General features: G+C 66.5%; 15 protein-coding genes, 1 tRNA gene and 1 pseudogene. 5 read left to right on the forward strand and 12 right to left on the reverse strand.

Annotated features, from left to right (window positions below):
* Positions 1-144: 144 nt before the first annotated feature.
* Complete coding sequence (locus GWK61_RS09015; protein ID WP_194907002.1) at positions 145-1,098, reverse strand: amidohydrolase family protein; 954 nt, start codon at positions 1,096-1,098, stop codon at positions 145-147.
* A gap of 203 nt (positions 1,099-1,301) precedes the next feature.
* On the opposite strand from GWK61_RS09015, the gene GWK61_RS09020 reads away from it, so the two are divergent.
* Both GWK61_RS09020 and GWK61_RS09025 read left to right on the forward strand, forming a co-directional pair.
* Positions 1,302-1,718, forward strand: a complete 417-nt coding sequence (locus tag GWK61_RS09020; protein WP_194907004.1) for a YidB family protein — start codon at positions 1,302-1,304, stop codon at positions 1,716-1,718.
* Positions 1,719-1,938: 220 nt separating this feature from the next.
* A tRNA-Ala gene (locus tag GWK61_RS09025) sits at positions 1,939-2,011 on the forward strand.
* A gap of 64 nt (positions 2,012-2,075) precedes the next feature.
* On the opposite strand, the gene GWK61_RS09030 is transcribed toward GWK61_RS09025, so the two are convergent.
* The 5 genes from GWK61_RS09030 to GWK61_RS09045 form a co-directional block, all read right to left on the reverse strand.
* Positions 2,076-3,068, reverse strand: a complete 993-nt coding sequence (locus GWK61_RS09030; RefSeq protein WP_228562003.1) for a tyrosine-type recombinase/integrase — start codon at positions 3,066-3,068, stop codon at positions 2,076-2,078.
* Between the two features lie 23 nt (positions 3,069-3,091).
* Positions 3,092-3,328: a hypothetical protein gene (locus tag GWK61_RS56180; protein WP_228562004.1), complete on the reverse strand. Its 237-nt coding sequence runs from the start codon at positions 3,326-3,328 to the stop codon at positions 3,092-3,094.
* A gap of 107 nt (positions 3,329-3,435) precedes the next feature.
* The gene (locus GWK61_RS09035) at positions 3,436-3,594 is read right to left on the reverse strand and encodes a helix-turn-helix domain-containing protein (RefSeq protein ID WP_194907006.1); all 159 of its coding nucleotides are present in this window, start codon (positions 3,592-3,594) and stop codon (positions 3,436-3,438) included.
* A gap of 3 nt (positions 3,595-3,597) precedes the next feature.
* Positions 3,598-3,927, reverse strand: coding sequence for a hypothetical protein (locus GWK61_RS09040; protein WP_194907008.1), 330 nt, complete (start codon positions 3,925-3,927; stop codon positions 3,598-3,600).
* A 413-nt stretch (positions 3,928-4,340) separates the two neighbouring features.
* Complete coding sequence (locus GWK61_RS09045) at positions 4,341-5,060, reverse strand: hypothetical protein (RefSeq protein ID WP_194907011.1); 720 nt, start codon at positions 5,058-5,060, stop codon at positions 4,341-4,343.
* Positions 5,061-5,219: 159 nt separating this feature from the next.
* On the opposite strand from GWK61_RS09045, the gene GWK61_RS09050 reads away from it, so the two are divergent.
* Together GWK61_RS09050 and GWK61_RS60650 are read left to right on the forward strand one after the other, a co-directional pair.
* A complete protein-coding gene (locus tag GWK61_RS09050) occupies positions 5,220-5,504 on the forward strand; it encodes a hypothetical protein (RefSeq protein WP_194907013.1) in 285 nt (94 codons plus the stop codon).
* A 25-nt stretch (positions 5,505-5,529) separates the two neighbouring features.
* Positions 5,530-5,772: pseudogene (locus tag GWK61_RS60650) on the forward strand (maturase); the annotation flags it as partial.
* Here the strand turns inward: GWK61_RS60650 and GWK61_RS09055 are convergent.
* The 5 genes from GWK61_RS09055 to GWK61_RS58415 form a co-directional block, all read right to left on the reverse strand.
* The gene (locus GWK61_RS09055) at positions 5,771-7,006 is read right to left on the reverse strand and encodes a hypothetical protein (RefSeq protein ID WP_194907016.1); all 1,236 of its coding nucleotides are present in this window, start codon (positions 7,004-7,006) and stop codon (positions 5,771-5,773) included. The pseudogene GWK61_RS60650 and the gene GWK61_RS09055 overlap by 2 nt on opposite strands.
* Positions 7,007-7,354: 348 nt before the next feature.
* A complete protein-coding gene (locus GWK61_RS09060; protein WP_194907018.1) occupies positions 7,355-7,600 on the reverse strand; it encodes a hypothetical protein in 246 nt (81 codons plus the stop codon).
* A 247-nt stretch (positions 7,601-7,847) separates the two neighbouring features.
* On the reverse strand, positions 7,848-13,049 hold the full coding sequence (locus tag GWK61_RS09065) for a DUF6531 domain-containing protein (RefSeq protein WP_194907020.1): 5,202 nt from the start codon (positions 13,047-13,049) through the stop codon (positions 7,848-7,850).
* A gap of 427 nt (positions 13,050-13,476) precedes the next feature.
* On the reverse strand, positions 13,477-13,767 hold the full coding sequence (locus GWK61_RS09070; RefSeq protein ID WP_194907023.1) for a hypothetical protein: 291 nt from the start codon (positions 13,765-13,767) through the stop codon (positions 13,477-13,479).
* An 18-nt stretch (positions 13,768-13,785) separates the two neighbouring features.
* Positions 13,786-13,917, reverse strand: coding sequence for a hypothetical protein (locus GWK61_RS58415; protein ID WP_267254232.1), 132 nt, complete (start codon positions 13,915-13,917; stop codon positions 13,786-13,788).
* A 183-nt stretch (positions 13,918-14,100) separates the two neighbouring features.
* On the opposite strand from GWK61_RS58415, the gene GWK61_RS09075 reads away from it, so the two are divergent.
* A complete protein-coding gene (locus GWK61_RS09075) occupies positions 14,101-15,390 on the forward strand; it encodes a plasmid pRiA4b ORF-3 family protein (RefSeq protein WP_194907025.1) in 1,290 nt (429 codons plus the stop codon).
* A 424-nt stretch (positions 15,391-15,814) separates the two neighbouring features.
* Here GWK61_RS09075 and GWK61_RS59400 read toward each other — a convergent pair whose 3' ends face one another.
* The gene (locus GWK61_RS59400; protein ID WP_194907026.1) at positions 15,815-16,819 is read right to left on the reverse strand and encodes an SEC-C metal-binding domain-containing protein; all 1,005 of its coding nucleotides are present in this window, start codon (positions 16,817-16,819) and stop codon (positions 15,815-15,817) included.
* Positions 16,820-16,925: the final 106 nt, after the last annotated feature.

The raw sequence follows: 16,925 nt of genomic DNA on the forward strand, positions 1-16,925 counted from the left end.
CGGCGGGGGGCTGGTCGGCGGCCATGGGTGGACGGTAACACCGCACGGGACCGGGGCCGAAGTCGATGCGGCCTGAGTCACACTGAGTCACACTGAGTCACACAGGTGCGCTGCGCTCTGCTATTTCCAGGGCCTTCTCTGCCGCTACTTCGCGATTCCCAGATAGTCCGCCGCATTCGTATCGACGATCATCTTCGCCTGATCATCCGACAATCCTGCCGCGAGGATGTACTCGATGTGGTCCCGCAGCGACGGACCCTGCTCGAACGGATAGTCCGTCCCCAGCAGCAGGCGCTCGGCGCCGACCACCTCCGCAGTCAGGCGCAGCGCCGCCGGGAGCGGGTTGGCGGTGTCGTAGGCGATGCCGCGCATCAGCTGGCCGGCGCTCGGCGCGTCCTTCGGGAGATACCAGTCCCGGTACCGGTCCAGGCGCTGGATGAGGAAGGGCAGGTAGCCGCCCATGTGCGGGGCGATGATCCGGATATCGGGGTACTTCACGGTGATCCCGGCCTGGAACAGCTGCAGGATCGCGGTCGAGACCTCCGCCGCGTGCCCGATGACCGGGCCGAGCTTGGAGGCCTGCATCAGCGGCGACCCGGCGGCGTCCCCGACGGGGTGCACGAACAGGACCGCCTTGCGCCGGTTCAGCGCCGCAAAGAGCGGGTCGAAGTCGGGGTGGCTGAGCGGCCGGCCCAGGATCGAGGTGCCGACCGCGGCCCCCGGCATGCCGTCCTGCTCCATGGCCCGGTTGAGCTCGTCGACGGAGGCCAGGATGTGCGGGAGCGGCAGCGTGGCCAGGGCGCGGAGGCGCTCGGGGTGCTGCTCGGCGATGTGCGCCAGCGCGATGTTCGCACACCTGGCCGCCTCCACGGACGCCGTCGGGTCGCCGGTGTAGGGCCCCTGCGGGCAGGTCGAGAGCACCTGGACGTCCACGCCGACCGCGTCCATCGCCGCCAGCCGCAACCGCAGCTCGCGCTCACTGTCGCCCCCACCCAGCGCACGGACCCCTTGCGTCCCAGCCCCGCCGTCGCCCCGCAGATCGTCGAGCAGGTCGAGGTAGAGGGCGGGGAACAGGTGCGCGTGGACGTCGACTCTCATGCCGCCAGGCTGGCGCGACGCCCGCCCCGGGGCGTCCCGGAACCCCGCGGCCACCGGCCGTCCGGACGAAGCGCGCACCGGCGTTGCCCCGAACGGCTGCCTCCGCCAGCACACACCAGGCGCCGGTGCCGAAGGCTCGTACATGGCCCGCACACACGGCCCGGCGCCACCCGGCCCGGGCCCGTTCAGAAAGGCGGAACGCCATGGCCGATACCCCGGACCTGGGCAAACTGTGGAAGCAGCTGACCGACAACGTCGGCGGCGGCATGAGCGAGGCCCTCGACAAGCTGAAGAAGAGCAGCATCGGCGAGCAGGTGCAGAGCTGGATCGGCAAGGGCGAGAACAAGCCCGTCAACGCCGACCAGGTCACACAGGCGATCGGCCAGGACCAGATGGAGCAGATCGCCCAACAGGCAGGCACCACCCCCGAGCAGGCAGCCCAAACAATGGCCGAAAAGCTCCCCGGCATGGTCGACAAGATGACCCCCGACGGCCAACTCCCCGACCCCCAGTCCATCAGGGGCAACGCAGCCGGCGCCGCCCAAACCACGCAGAACGCAGCCACGAGCACCGGCCAAACCGCCATGCCCCGCAGCAACCCCAACCCGCCCGCAATGTAGCCAACCGCAGGCAGCCGACGCAGCCACGCACCGCGCGACCGCGAAGGCACCAAAGCACCACCCCACGGCCGGACCCCACCCCCCGGGGCCCGGCCGCGCCACGCCCAAACCCCCAGGTAGCGAATCGATTTCCCATCCAGCCGCAGCTCTGGCTAATATAGGCAACGCCCGCCGGGGAGATCAGCAAGATCGATCGGACGATCTCACCGGGGGACCAGATGGGGCTTTAGCTCAGTTGGTAGAGCATTTGTCTGGCAGACAAAAGGTCACGAGTTCGAGTCTCGTAAGCTCCACAGTTTGAAGTGCGAGAACGCCCCCAGGGATTCCCCGGGGGCGTTTCTGGTCTCGCTTGTGGTCTCATTCCCCGTCCGCTGGACCGGCATTCCCATCTGTCGTTCCGCCGAAGTAGAACGCGTCTTGGCGTCCCGCGATCTCCCGCCGCATCGTGTCGGTCACGTGCCCGTACCGCAGCAGCATCGCCGGGTCAGACCATCCCATGATGTCCATCGTGGTTCGGGGCGCGACCTCCAGCAGCGCCAGCACGGTTGCGGCTGTATGCCGCGCGTCGTGCAGCCGCTTCATGTCCACCCCCGCCTCAGCGAGGATGGCGTACCACTCGGTGCGGTCCGCCTTCGGGTCAATCGGCCGCCCGTCCTCCTGGCAGAACATCCAGTCACCAGCCTGCCAGGCGGAACCAGCGTGCTCCCGCTCCTTCTTCTGGGCCGCCTCGTGCTCCACCAGCATGTCCCAGAGCCGATCGGGGAAGGCGTGCGTGCGCCGCCCCGCCTTCGACTTCACCGCGACCTCGACCAGGCCGCCCCCGTGGCGCTGCGGGCAGCGGCGAGCGTGGTCCGTGCAGCCTGGCGCACACGGCGGCGGGCAGGGCCGCGTGTGCTTCTTGCACGGCTCCGGGCACGGCTCCACCTTGTGGCGCGCTCCCGGGCACTCCCCCGGGTCAGGACACCCGTGCTGCCAGGTCTGCCGCTGAAGCTGCTTGCGGACCCTGATCGAGCGCTTCTTGTGGTCCACGCGCTCCCACTTGAAGCCCAGGCACTCGCCCTGACGATCGCCGAAGACCAGAGCCATGACGTACCGGAGGCCGTTGCGCCGACGCAGCGCTGCGGCGATGACCCGCTGAGCCTCATCCGGCTCCAGCGGCTCGACCTCGTCGTCGTCATCGGCGGCGGGCCCCACGGCGGCCAGTGCGATCGGATTGGACATGACCACCTTGCGTCGGACCGCCTCGTTGCACGATGCTCGCGCGGTCCGGTGCATGGCCGCAACGGTGTTGCCGCTCAGCCCAGACGCGTCGATCTTCGTATACAGCTTCTCGAAGTGTTCCGGCTCCATCCGGTGCTCTCCGAGAACCGGCTTCAAGTGCTTGCGGATGGCACTGCGATGTCCGGCAGTGTGTTGAACCGCGCGGTGCGGACCTCGATGTTCTCGACCCAGTGGTCGAGCCAGTCTCCGAACTTCGGCACGCGGCCCGGCTTCCGCTTCAGCCTGGAATCGCGCTCGTTTTCCAGCTTCCGGACCTTCCGCATCACCTCGGCCTCGTCGGCTCCGCGTACGTGCCGGCGGTCCGGCTTCCCGTCATCGCGAGTGCCCATGGTCACGCGGCCGTGCCACTTCCCGTTCTTGGTCCTGGTAGATGCTGCCCGCGCCGTTCGGGGCCCGGGTGCCCTCAGGACGAATGCGCCGGGGCTTTCGCCTTCGGCTAAGCCAGCTTGCGGGCAATGTAGGCATCGATCTCGTCGGCGGGAACTCGGCGGGCCCTTCCGATCGACACGGTGCCGATCTCACCATCATGGATCAGTCCGAACATCGTGGTTCGGCCGATCCCGAGCAGTTCGGCCGCCTGTTCAACGGTGTACATCGCTCAGGGCTGGTCGGGCCCCGACTTGGCCGACCGGCCGCCGACATGCTGGTGCCGGCCGACCGCGCTTTCGACAGAGGCGAGTGCCTCGGCGCGGTGCGTGATACCGGTGCGCAATTCCTGGTGCGTGTGCGAGCCGGCCAGACGCTGCCGTGCCCGGCGATGCTGCCGGAAAGTTCGATCGATCCGGCTCGGGCACGTCGACATGCGCGTCACCCAGGCCCGGACAACCGCCGTCCGGCCGACGACTTCCGGATCACCGGCCACTACGCGCTTGCCCCGCGCCTGGATACCTGCCTCGGTATCGGGTTTGGACATGTCCAGCGCGGCCACGTGCTGATGCCCCACATCCGCGGGCGTCTCCTCGTCTCCCCGAGACCCGGACATCGACGGCGCCCGTCCCGAGGAAGGCTGGGATGACCATGAATCTGACGCACGTGCTCGAGGCAACAATCCACGGTTCCTGTAGCGCCTTCCCGCGCCCATACTGCCCCACGGACTTACCGGCACTACGGATAGGCCGGCGTTGAGCCCGCTGTTCCCGTACCCTACTTTGCCGCACATCGGCGCAACGTCCCCGGCCGGGACCTCTGGAGACCCAGGAAGTAGACAACGGCTTCATATCCTGCCAGGTTGGGCTGACTTGATCGCGCGGCCGTCGGTGCCGAAGTGCGGGATCCCATCACCGAACTCGGCGTTGCGTTGTCACGGAGGATTCTCGCCGAACCGGCGAGAATCCTCCGCGCTTATCGCGCCAACCGCACAATGATCGACGACACCGTTCCCAGCGTATAAACCAGTGTCGTGTAGGTAATGAACGGAAACTCCAGGTACCGCTTCCGGACCGGAAGGAAGAAGGCGAGCGTGACGAACCACATCGCCACGCTGTACTCCAACCCGACCAAGACACGGTCGAAGCCGGCGTAGGCGAGGACAGTGAGGGCGTATATGGTCCCGTTGACCAGCAGCGCGGTCCTGCCGGCCGCGGCGTAGGACACGCTGGGGCGGTGGCGTTCGAAGGCCAGCAGGCTGACGGTCATCAGGAATCCGCCCACGAAGAACAGTATGTTGCCGGTGTAGAAGTCATTGTCGAACTGGCCACCGCACAAGCTGCCGGAGAAATGGTGCGGATCGCAGTAGGTGTTGAAGGTGAACGAGGCGACCTCGTGCACGCCGTTCCCGGTTGAATAGTAGTAGATCCCTACTACGAAGAGCAGGAACAGCAATGTTCCTCCTCGTGAGCGCAGCGCGGTGAAGTCAGCCGAGACCTCGCGCAGAAGCAGAGAAGGAATGAGCACGGTCACAAGGACTATCAGTACCATCTGGAGTAGTTCGTGCAAGCGCAGGAAAGCATGCGGCTCCAGCAGAACCCTGGTCGTGAAGGAGAATCGCTCGACTGTCACGAGCACGACGGACAGTGAGGTGAGGGTGAAAAGCCGGTTCATACGGTTCATGTCGCGCAGCATGGACTGAGTTCTCCAGGGAGTTGCACTAACGGGCGGCGGCCGCCGAAGCAGAACATATCCTCGGCGTTGCGGGATTCGCTCAGGTCAGGGCTGATCCACGTTTCGTGGTGAGTCTTCACGTGGCATACGCGACCGTGGTCCAACCGGTTCAACAGAGAAGTGCGTCAATCAGCCCTCGAAGATCCCCGGGTTGTTCACCAGCGCGTCGACCAAGCCGAGCGGGACCCGCTGGAAGAGGATCTGGTCAAGCGGCTGGCCGATATGCGGGTCGAGCGTGACGAGTTGGTGGTGGCCGAGCGGGTCGTGCAGCGGATCAGTCAGCAGGGCTTCGGCGAGTACTTGTCGCTCGCGCCGCCGTCGGAGGCGCAGGTGGGCGGCCGGTCGGTGCTGCTGATCCCGGCCCGTGCCGCCGGCGTCGGCGAAGACGCAGGGAGGTATGCGTAATGCAGAGTGCTGAGACTGTGCTGGACACCGGTGGTCGCCGGCCAGGCGGGTTCGCATCCCGAAGAAGGGCTCTTCGACGAAGAAGCGCCCGCTGGGCATGCCTCCATGCTTGGACAAGATCGTGGCGGAGGTGGTGCGCGTGCTGCTGGACGCGTACTACGACGTGCGGTTCTCCGACCGCTCCCACGGCTTCCGCACTGGACGGGGTCGCCACACCGCGCTCAACGAGGCATTCACAATGGCTGTTCCGGTGGCACGACTGTGGACTATTGGCGGCCCCGCTCACGCGGGCCTGCGGCTTTGCGGAGCTCTGCTAAGCGTGTCGGGAGGACGGTGATGCTGGGCGTTGGTTCGTGATGGAGGAACGTGGGTTTCTTGCGTGCCAGCATCGCCTCGCCGTCACGGTCCCAGCGGAAGCCGTTCTTTCCCAGCAGCTTGGCGAAGACTTGGTCGACGTTGTCGGGGTGTTCCGCGGCCAGGCGGCGGAAGAGAAACGGTGGGATCGAATCGGAGTTGAGATAGCCGCGGAGCGTGGTCAGGCGCGCAGGGGTCAGCTGTTCGGCCGGGACGGTGAACGGTTCGGCGGCTGCTGCGAAGTCGTTGAAGTAGTGGATTCCTTCAGCGTCGTCGTAGACGACGGCGACGCTGTCCGACGCGAGGATCTCGTCGGGGAATGCCGCGAAGTCCTCCGGGCCGGGCACCGGGTGTCCGCTCGATGCTGCGGCCGAGGGAATCGGCTGTCGCAGCTTGTAGAACTCCACCAGCAGCGTCTGCACGTTCCGTGGTGTATCGACGACCAGGTCGGTACCGGCGAAGTCGATGAACGCGGCTCGTTCCTCGGCTTGCCTCTGCCACGCCATCGCCATCAGTTCGGTGTTGCGCCGCATCACGCGCGGGTCGGTGAGGAAGGTCTCCACTGCGGCCTGGACGAGGACCGGACCGTCCTGCTGTCCGTAGGAGGCTTGGGGGCCGGAGAACAGCCACATGTCGAAGTCGGCCCGTGCGGGTACGACCCGCGCGACGACGAAGGACCCCGGCTTCATGGGCTTCAGTACGTCCGCGCCGGCCGTCGCCCACGTCGGATACAGCAGGTCGTCGAGCAGGTTGTGGAGCAACAACCCGCCGTCGAGACGTTCGCGGACCTCGAAACAGCCCTCGACGACCTCCTGCCAGCGTAGGAGCGTGGCCTTCTCCTCCTCGCCGAAGGCCGGGCGGCGCTGATCGGCGAACCGCCGCACGATGGTGGTGCCGTCGAATTGCTTCTTCTGCAGGATGAACCTGTCGATCGCTGTGATCGCAGTGCTTGAGTCGAGGACGCCGCCGGGGCCGACTGCTTCGGCCAGCGCGGCCTTGAACTGCTTGGAGAACCGCGGCTTTTGCGCATAGTCGACAAGCTCCTCCTTGAGGCGCCCGCACACCTCGATCGTGTGCTCGACGACGTCGGCCGGCGGCAGCCGCAGCTGTGCGGGGTCAGGACCCGACCAGCCCTTACTCGAGCCCACGTTCTCTCCTCGCTTCCACCCCGCACAGGTCCGGCGGGACGTCGACAGCGCCGTACTCGACGGCACAGCCAAGTATCGACCAACGTCGCCGACGGCTGGAGGCTGTTGTCGGATTCCGATCTGTCAAGGAAGCCGTGGACACCCGATCGGGTTTTGACCGCATGTCCCGAGCGTTGATCGCGCAGTGCGGAACGGAGTTCTTTTCGGCAGGTCGGCAGTGTTCAAGTAGCGCAACATCAGCTCCACCCCGTGTCCCGACCTGCAAAACCGCAGGTCGGGAATAGAGCGTGAAGTCCGGCCCGGGTGGTGCGTCGGGGTTCACGTTCTCCGGCGAACCGAATATTTTGTTCAGCCATCCCGCTCGCGGCCGCCGATGACCTCCTGCGGAAGCACTCCCTCAGCCCACAGCCGGTCCAAGACGGTCAGGAAGTTCTCCATCCCCTCCGGATCGTCCGTGGGCGGGTTCTCCATCTCCAGCAGCGGATCCGAGGTGACGACGCGCCCCGCCGCGGGACCCGTCGACCCGGTGTAGGAGTGGCAGTTCGGGCACCAGACGCACGAGGAGATCGTCGGCGACGACCGGCCGTACGACATCCGGTAATAGCGCCTGATCCCGATTGCGTTGCATACCGGGCATTGCCGGGCTTCTGTGGGAAGGTCACGCTGCTCGCGCAACAAAGCCACTTCACTGTCGGAGTAGGCTCGCACATTTACACCTTATCAGTTACACCTTATCGGTACTGGTGGTCGTCAATAGGACGAGGCCGGAAGCCTGCCCCGCCGGCGAAGGGGGAGCCGCTTCCGGCCTCGTCACAGGCCTACCAGAAGGTCACGGGCGGGGTCAGAACCCGAATCTGCCCTTGAGCTCCTCCCACTTCGCCTCGCCGTAGGCCTTGGCCGAAATCTCCCCGCCGGGCACTTTGTACTTCACCCACGCGTCCTGATGGTAGACCTCGTGGAAGAATGTGGTCACAGCCTCCTGGACATTCTCAAGACCGATGTTCGAGAAACGGATGATCGGCTTCCCGGTCACCCCCAGGTCCGGGCCGCCGTATGCGGCCGGCGAAATCCCGTACGCCGGATATCCGTCATCATCGAGAATCACCGGCGTGTACTCGAAATCGTATTTCGAAGCCAGATCCCCGAACCCGGCCCGCCCGAGAATCGCCTTGAACCGGTCGATGCCGATGATCGGCCCGCTCGGATACCACGCGGGACGGTTCTTCGGCGCCGACCGATACGCGTCGGCCGAACCCGCAGCCGCCTGCGTCTCAGCCGCGTCCGTCGCGGCCGCGTCACGCTCCCAACCGGTCAGGCCACCGATACCCAGCACCGCGATCTGCCCGGCCAACTGGTCACCGGCCTGGCTGTACAGGTCGGCCAGCTGCGGGCAGCCTTCCTGCCGAAGCAGGTCGGCGATGTGGTACAGCCGGTACGCCGGCCGCACCGGCACATAGGTGTCGAAGAAGTTGCTCCAGCCGCCGTTCTTGCCGGTAGCGGCGTCATAGACATCCCCGGCGAGCTTGAACGGCGCCTTGACACCGATCACGAACCCGCTGGAGAACTCGTCCCACTGATGCCCCAGCCAGTCGAAGATGTCCTTGCCACTGGGGTCGGTCAGGTACGTCGGCCCATCGGCCACATAGGCATAGGACGCGACGTACGGGTCCCCGACCTGCGAGGAATGCGGATCACGGCTGCTGAACCGGCCCGTGCTCGGGTCCATGACGCGGGCCCGCATATCCAGCTTGCCCGTGATGCTCTGATCCACCAGCGCACCGGTGAAACCGAACGGCTGAGCCGGCGGAGTCGTAGCCAGGCTCTTGACCGTCTGAGAACCGAATGCGTCATAAGTGTCGGTGTACTGATCGACCCCGGTCGAGGACAGCAGATCAGAGACCGACCCCAGGTAGTCGTGGGTGTCGTAGAACGCACCGGTGGTGGTGTGTTCGGAGGCGATCGTACCCAGCGGGTCATAGTGGTAGTCGCCGGTCAGCGCACCACTGCCGGTGGTCATGGTGGCCAGTTGCGGCAGCTGACCGTTCGAGTCCCACGTCTGAACCCGGTTCAAGCCGCCGCTGACAAAGGTCTTCACCCGGTCGCCGGCGGCATCGTAGGTGAACGTCTTGGCGAGCCCGCCGATGGTCCCGCCGGACAGCTCACCAGCGGCGTTGTACGTGAACGTGTTGGTCCCGGCAGCGGTCTGATCGCCGTCGGCATCGTAGGTGTAGGAGGTCGTCGCCGTGCCCTTGACCGAGGTCGTCAGCTCGTCGGCGGCGTCATACGCGTACGTGGTCGTCGACCCGCCCGCACTCTGCGTCAGCCGGTTACCGACCTTGTCGTAGGTGTACGTGCTGACCGTCGACCCGGCCGGGCAGCCCGTCGTCGCCGACGGCGTGGTGCAGGCGCTGGTCAACCGCCCAGCAGTGTCATAGCCGTAGGTGAGTGTGGAAGCGCTCGCCCCGCTGTGCGCCACGGCGATCGACGTCGGCCGACCGTCCTGGTCCAGCGTCAGGTTCTCCGAAGCCAACGTCGCCGTGCTGCTGGCCGCCTTGATACCGGTGAGTTGCCCCGCGGCGTCTATCGTGCGGGTCTCGGTGTACCCGACCGTGGCAGGCAGTGCACTGGAGACCAGGTTGCCGGCGGTGTCATAGCCGAAGGTGGTCGCGGCACCGTCTGCGGTCTGCGTGGCCAGCTCGTTGTCCCCGTTGTAGGTGTAAGTGGTCTTCTCACCGTCTGGGTACGTGCGCGAGGTGACGTTGCCGGCATTGTCGTAGGTGTACGTGAAACCGGCCTCCGTCGAGGTGCCGGTGACCCCGGTCAGACGCCCGGCCATGTCATATCCCAGGGTCCGGGCACCGGTGGCGTCGGTGAGACCGGTCAGATGGCCAGCCTTGTCGAAGACCTGGGCGACCGCGGTGGTGCCATCGGAATAGGCGGTGTTGGTGACCAATCCACGACCGTCATAGGTGCGGGTCGTGGTCTGACCACGGGCGTTGGTGAACACCACCGCGTGGCCGTCGGCGTCATACGTATACCCGACCGCGTGGCTCAACGGGTCGGTGACGCCGGTAAGCCGCCGTGCCGCGTCATAGGCGTACGTCGTGACGTGGGCATTGGCATCGGTACGGGTGACCACGTCGCCCACCATGTCGTAGCCGTAAGTGGTCGCCCCGCCATCGGGCGCGGTAACCCCGGTCACCCGGCTGTCGGCGTCGTAGGCATAGGTCGTGACCGCGCCGGTCGGATCGGTGGTCGAGGTCCGCCGGTTGTCGCCGTCGAACGCCGCCGCGTGGACACCGCCGAGCGGGTCCGTGACCGTCGTGGGGTTCCCGGCCGCGTCGTAGCCGTAGGTGGTGGTGTAGGCGGCGGGGTTGCCGCCGGTGACCGTGCCGCGGGGATCGATCGCGGTCACGGTCCGCTCGTCGGCGTCGAAGGTCCACTTCGTCGTCTCGCCGGCCGCGGTGGTCTGCGAGACGTGGTTGCCGTCGGCGTCATAGGCCGCGCTCGAGCGGTTGCCGTCGCGGTCGACGGCCGTCAGCTGCCGGCCGAGCGCGTCGTAGGTGAAGGTCGCCGTGTGCCCGAGCGCATCGATGGCGGAGGTGACCTCGCCGGTCGCGTCGTAACCGGTCTTGGTCACCGCCCCCAGCGGATCGGTGACGCTGACCTTCCGGTTGATGACGTCGTAGGCGGTGGTGCTGACCGCACCGGTCGGATCGGTGACCGTGGTCTGATTGCCGTTGGCGTCGTAACCGAATGTCGTGGTGTAGGCCGCGGCGCTCGCCCCGGCGACATTGCCGCGCGCCGACACCGAGGTGATCCGGCGATTCGCCTTGTCGTAGGTGGAGCTGGTCTTGTCGCCCGACTGATCGGTGGTCGACAGCAGGTTCCCGTTGAGGTCGTAGGCCTTGGTGACCGTCTTGCCCGCCGCGTCGGTGACGACGGTGGCCCGGCCGTCGGCGTCGTAGGCGGTGGTGGTGGCCTTGCCCAGCGGGTCGGTCATGCCGGTCTGCTGCGCGTCTGCGTCGTATGTGTAGGAGGCGGTGTTGCCCGCCGGGTCCTTCACCGTGGCCAACAGGTCGGCCACGTTGTAGGTGTAGGTGATGGTGTACAGCGCCGGGTTCGCGCCGGTGAGGTTGCCGCGCGGGTCGGTCTTGGTGAGGATCCGGCCCGAACCGTCATAGGTGAAGGTGGTCTTCTCCCCGGCGGCGGTCGTCACCGACGTGCGGTTGCCGGCGCTGTCATAGCCGTAGGTCGTGATCTCCCCGCGGGGCGTCGTCTCCGTGGCCAACTCGCCCAGGCCGGTGTAGCTGCGCTTGGCCACGCCGCCGTTCGGGTCGGTGGTGGTGGTCAGCCGGCCCAGGGAGTCATAGCCGTAGCCGGTCGTGTGATTGTTGCCGTCTTTGTGCGCCGTGACATTGGCCGCGGCGTCGTACGTCCAGCTCTCGGCGTAGGACAGGGGAGCAGGCGCGGTGCGGGTGAGCATGTTGCCGGCGCTGTCGTAGGTCACCGCCGTGGTGTTGCCGAGGCGGTCGGTGATCCCGATCTGGTTCAGGGACTTGTCATAGCTGTAGGAGACCGATTTGCCGAACGGGTCGATGCTCTGGGTGAGCACGTTGTTGGCGTAGATGTCGGTCCACACGCCGCCGTCGGGGTCGGTCATGTCCGATTCCTGGGTGGCGGCCTTCCACGCGAAGGTGGTCTTGGCGCCGACCCCGTCGGTCTGACTGCTGACGCGACCAGTGGTCGCGTCGTAGGTGTTGGTCACCACCGTGTGATGGAGCGCATCGACGACAGTCAGCAGGCGGTTGCCGGAGTCGTAGGTGTAGGCGGTGACGCCGCCGCGCACGTCGGTGACGCTGGTCAGGTCGGTGCCGGTGTAGGCATAAGACACCGCGCGGCCGTCCGGGAGCGTCGCCTTCGTCAACAAACCGTTGCTGCCGACAGTGAAGGTCACCATGCGTCCAGCAGTGTCAGTAACGCCGGCCAGGTGTCCCGAGGAGTCGTAGGCCTCTGACAGGCCATGCCCGGAGGCGTCCAAGATCCCTGTGAGGCGGCCGTTGGCGTCGAAAGTCCGGCTGGTGTGATCCAGGGCGGCGACCGTGAAGCCCGAGCCGGTCTTCACCAGGCTCAGGTGTACCCCGGCTGGTGGACTGTAGGTCCCATTCGCGTTCTGTGTGAACGCGATCTGCGAGCCATCGCTGTCGGACAACGTCTCGGTGCCCGACCCGGCCGCCAGAGACGCATCGAACTGTGTCGACCACCCAGTCCCCACAATCCCGGCTGTAGTGCGGTCTGAGCGGTAGTTGCGGGTGATGGCGAACGGTGTGCCGGCCCCGGTCAGTTTCAGATCAGTGGCCTGCTGGTAGTAGGCGCCGGTGGCGGTGTTCACCGGGTCGGCCTTGCTGTTCTGCGCGTAGCAGGTGCAGATCCCGGTCTCGGCGCCGGGGATGTTCGGGGTGTAGAAGACGGTGACGTTGTTGGAGTAGGTGCCGTTCGGGCTGAAGTCACCGGAGGTGGACTCGAACAGCACCTGTGCGAAGTAGACCTGGCCGTCCTTCAATGGCCCGCCGGGGGCGTTGCCCAGCGTCCAGAAGCACCAGTCCTGCGGATACTGCGACGGCGGCCACCAGCCGTAGCAGTAGCCGCCGGAGGGCTGGCCGTTGTAGGTGGTGGGATCGACGCTGGCCGGGATCTCCTGGCTGTAGACCAGCGTCCCGGTCGAGTCGTAGACCAGAACCGCGAACTCCTTCAGACTCGCCGCGGTGGTCCCGGCCGGGATGTGCGTGTCCACATCCAGCGTGATCTCGCCGGGATACACCAGCGAGTCGCCGACCACCTCATCGGGGTCCGGCGGCACCACATTCGGCGACACCACCCCGGCGGCGGCATGCCGCGGCAGCGACGGCCGCGCGATGCCCGGCTTCTTGTGCACCGGCGGAGTCGGGTGCGCGGCCAAATCCTTGTCCCGCTTGGCCGCCTGCACCGGCGTCAACCCACCGAGCTGCCTGGCCACCTGCGCACGCCGCTGATCCAACGTCATCGGAGTCGGGGCAGGAGGCGGCAGCTTAGCCGACCTGACCTCGTGACCTGCCGATGAGGACGTCCCCGCTCGTCCGGCGACAGAGGACCCGGCCAATGCGGCCGGCGCCTGGACGCCGACGAGGACCAGGACAGAAGAAAGGAACAGCACGACCCATCGAGACACCACGGCACGCACGGAGATACCAACCCCCATAAATAAGTATCCTTCTTTGCCTGTCGCGCACGCTAAGCGCCGAACCGGGGATTCCGCAACGGCATGCTCACTGTGCGAACGCGCCACCAAACACCGAGTGAGACAAGCGCTCGAACGTTGACACTTCGATACGAGGCCGGGGCGGTACTCAGGGAGTTTTGAAACAGGGTGACTCATTTGAATCAGGACCTGAATATCAGCGACCCCACACCCCGAAGCCGGCGCTGGGTGCTCACCTCCTGCCACAGCCACTCCCCGATCGCGACGGCAGGGCCAGCGCCGCCGACGCCCCCGCGAACCCGAGCACCGCCAGCGATGCCAGGCCTGCGGCCGCCGCCGCGGTGCGGTGCCAGCCGGTCAGCACCTTCGTCGCCGAAGCCATCGAGGCCACGTAGACCACCAGGAACAGGGACGTCCTCAGCGTGATCATCCACGTCGCGTCCAGCAGGCCGAAGGCCTCGCCGGTCAGCTCGACGCAGCCGTCCACCACGGTCCAGACGAAGAAGCCGCGCGCCGGCTTCACGCTCTCCCCCGACCCGTGTTATCCCCCGACCTCGCGCTCTGCCCTGGGAGCGCGCGCTGTCCGGTCGGCGGCCCCCTCGGCGCGAAGGTGCGCGACCAGCGCCGCCGCCCCGGTCAGGTAGGCGTCCACCGCAGCGAGCGTCAGCACCACGGCCGCACCGGCGGCGATATGGTGTGGGCGAATGGACGGCTCGGCCCTTCGCGCAACTGCGCCGAACCGGTTCAGTCTGGCGTCTGTACTGGCCCGACTGGAATACTCGTTAGCACGATATGGCTGTGGCGAGGCGAAGCCGGCGTTTGCCCGCCCGCGTGGGTCTGGGAGGAACTGGTAGACATGCGGCCGTCGGGATCCTTTGACGACGCGCAGGCCAAGGGCCTGGTATTGCCTATAGCCGACGCGGACACCGTGGCACGGGAGGTCGCCTCGGCAGCGGTGGTCGGCTGGTTCCGGGCTTTGGCCAGCTGGGTGGCTGACGGTCGGTCCTTCGCTCCTGGAGACCCGGCGCAGCTGAGCCAACAGGACGTCGACGGCGTTGCGGGGTTCTTGAGCCTGGACCGATTCGGTGCCGAGGACGCTGATGCCGTGGCGATGTTTTGCAACCTCGCCGTTCACTGGGCGGTGCAGGCACGGCTGCTGCGCGTTCGAAGCGGCATGTTGCGGGTTGCCAAGCAGAACCTCGTCTGGCTTGAGGCTCCGGAAGTGCTTTGGTTCCGCGCGCTCATGGCAATGCAGCGACCTGACAGAGTTTTCAGCGACTTGCTGGGCGAGTACGGCGGGTCAAGAGTCTGCGGACACGAACCGTTCTCGGCGATCGGTGACCTTCTTCGGCATTTGGCGGCCGGTCCGCTCGATGACGACGCAGTAGTGCGCACATACACATCCCTGTATGGGGAACACGTTGCGCCGATGGCTGCCGAGGCTCGGGTGTCCATCCTGATGGCCGAGGCGCTCGCCTTGATCGACCGCGACGAGCCAGCCGGTGCCTCCGTTCGCGGCCGTTGGCGGGTCACGGCGCTGGGACGGGTGGTCGACGCCTTATGCGTGATGCCTTACACCGAGTTGGCGGCCGAGGACGACGAACTGGACGAGCTATGCCTGCTCGGGCAGCCAACGGGACGGATCGAGCCTGGGTTCCAGGTGAAGGTGACCCTCTTGCGGCACAACGTGTGGCGTCGGCTGTCGGTGCCCGGTGAGTTGACGATGCACGGGTTACACCTGGCAATCCAGTCGGCTTTCGGCTGGAGCAACGACCATCTTCACGTTTTTGAGGCTGGTCCGTTCCGGTTCTCCAGCCAGTCCGACTGGCGCCGGCTGGACGACACGATTCCTACCGAGTTCCCGACCATGTCTGATCTGAGAGCGCTTGGGATCAGGAAACTACGCTACGAGTACGATCTTGGGGACTCCTGGGAGCATGAGATCGTCCTGGCGGCCGAGGTACCCGAAGGCGTGCCGGTCGTGCGGTGTCTGGCTGGGGCAGGAACAGTCCCGGCCGAAGACGGACAGGACTGGCGCGAGGACGACGACGGGAATGCCATCCGCATACCGGTCCCGGTCGGCGATCGAGCGTTCGAACTCACGCGGATCAACAAGGGCCTGGCCGCTCTGTTCGATATGGGCTGACGTCGAGGTGGCGCGCTGCAACGCTGCTGGATTCCACACCGGTCACAGTCGTGTCAGCCGGTGCTACGTGCCCGCGGCCCGCTAGGACGCGTTCCGGCGGGTCAGCGGCGTTCAAGCAGCACGAGATCCGCCAGGCAGCACAAGATCAGCTCAACAAAGCGGAACGAACCTCACCACTCTGATATCCGGGACGACCCGGTTCGCTGTCCCCACCCCACCCGATTTTTAAGTAAGCAGCCAGCGTCTCCGCAAAGAGTGCAAATCGGCCTGGTTCAGATCACTCCGAAACGGGCCGATTCTGGTTGGGTCGGCGCTTCGGCGACAGGGGTCGTCCATAGGGCGTCCGAACTGTGTTGAACCACGGTTCTCGGTGCGGAGTGGGGCTTCGAGAACGCTGGTTGGGCGGTCGCCGCCGGTGCGGTGGCTATCGATTGGCGGGGCTGCCGCAGCATTTCTTGTATTTGACGCCGGAGCCGCACCAACACGGTCCGTTGCGCGGGGGTGGCCAGGCGATGCTGTCACCGCGGGCGACCTTCGCGTTCAGGTACGCCAGACGTAGATCGTCGTCGTGGACGGTGCCGCCGTGCAGGGCTGCGTACTCGGCCATCGGTTGCGGTTCGGCGGCGACCAGGATGATTGACGACGTGCCGTTCTCCGACATCTGACGGCACTGCTGCTCCTGGCGGCGGTAATAGACGTCGTGCGCCTCCGGTATCAGCAGGTCAGGCCACCGGCTCTCGGCCTCGGCCAGGTCGGCGCGGCGATAGACCAGGACCTGCACTCTGGTCTGTTGGCCGTGTTCTTCAACGGCCTCGCCGATCTTGTCGATCGGGGTGAACCCGCGCGGCGCAGCACCGGTTCGGGCTTGGCCGCGTAGTGCTCGCGGGCCTGGTTCCGGGGCTAGTCGATCGAGGTCGTCGGGAGTGAAGCCAAGGTGCGAACGGATGGCGGCACGCCCGGCCAGTACCATGCCCGCGGTGAGGTAGCCGGCGGAGCTCAGGGCCACTTCTTCGAGGTCGGCGTCGGACAGGCGCGCGACGGCCAGGTTGTACCACTCCAACGCACCGGCCAGATCGCCGCGTTCTGCGAGAAGCTCCGCGGCCAGTTGGCACGGGCCATCGTGACGGGGCCGAGCGGCCCTGAGCCCAGCGAGTTCTGCATAGCCCAGTTCGGTGTCCCCAGTTCCGAAAGCGATGTCGGCGACGGCGAACCGGGCATACTCCGCGTTCTCGCCGCCCTCGGCGATCAGCGGGCGCAGCAGAGCCGACGCCCGTTCGGGTTCCCCGGCGCGCGCCCAGGACTCGGCGGCCTCCAGGAGGCAATCGGCGCGCGATTCCGGGTACTGCTCCGCGTCGGCCTCCGACCTCATAGCCTCGGCCGCATAGTCGGCAAAGGTCGGTTCGTTGCCGCCTGATCTGCGCTTCGTCACATGTCAACGGTAGCGATGAGGGCTGTGGAGCAGGCGGCGATTGGGAGAAAGTACGCGGCAACGACCTGTCCGTGCTCGCAGCGGCAGCCAGGGAGGAGGGACGGGC

The sequence above is a fragment of the Catenulispora rubra genome (assembly GCF_015356825.1).
GTDB lineage: Bacteria > Actinomycetota > Actinomycetes > Streptomycetales > Catenulisporaceae > Catenulispora > Catenulispora rubra.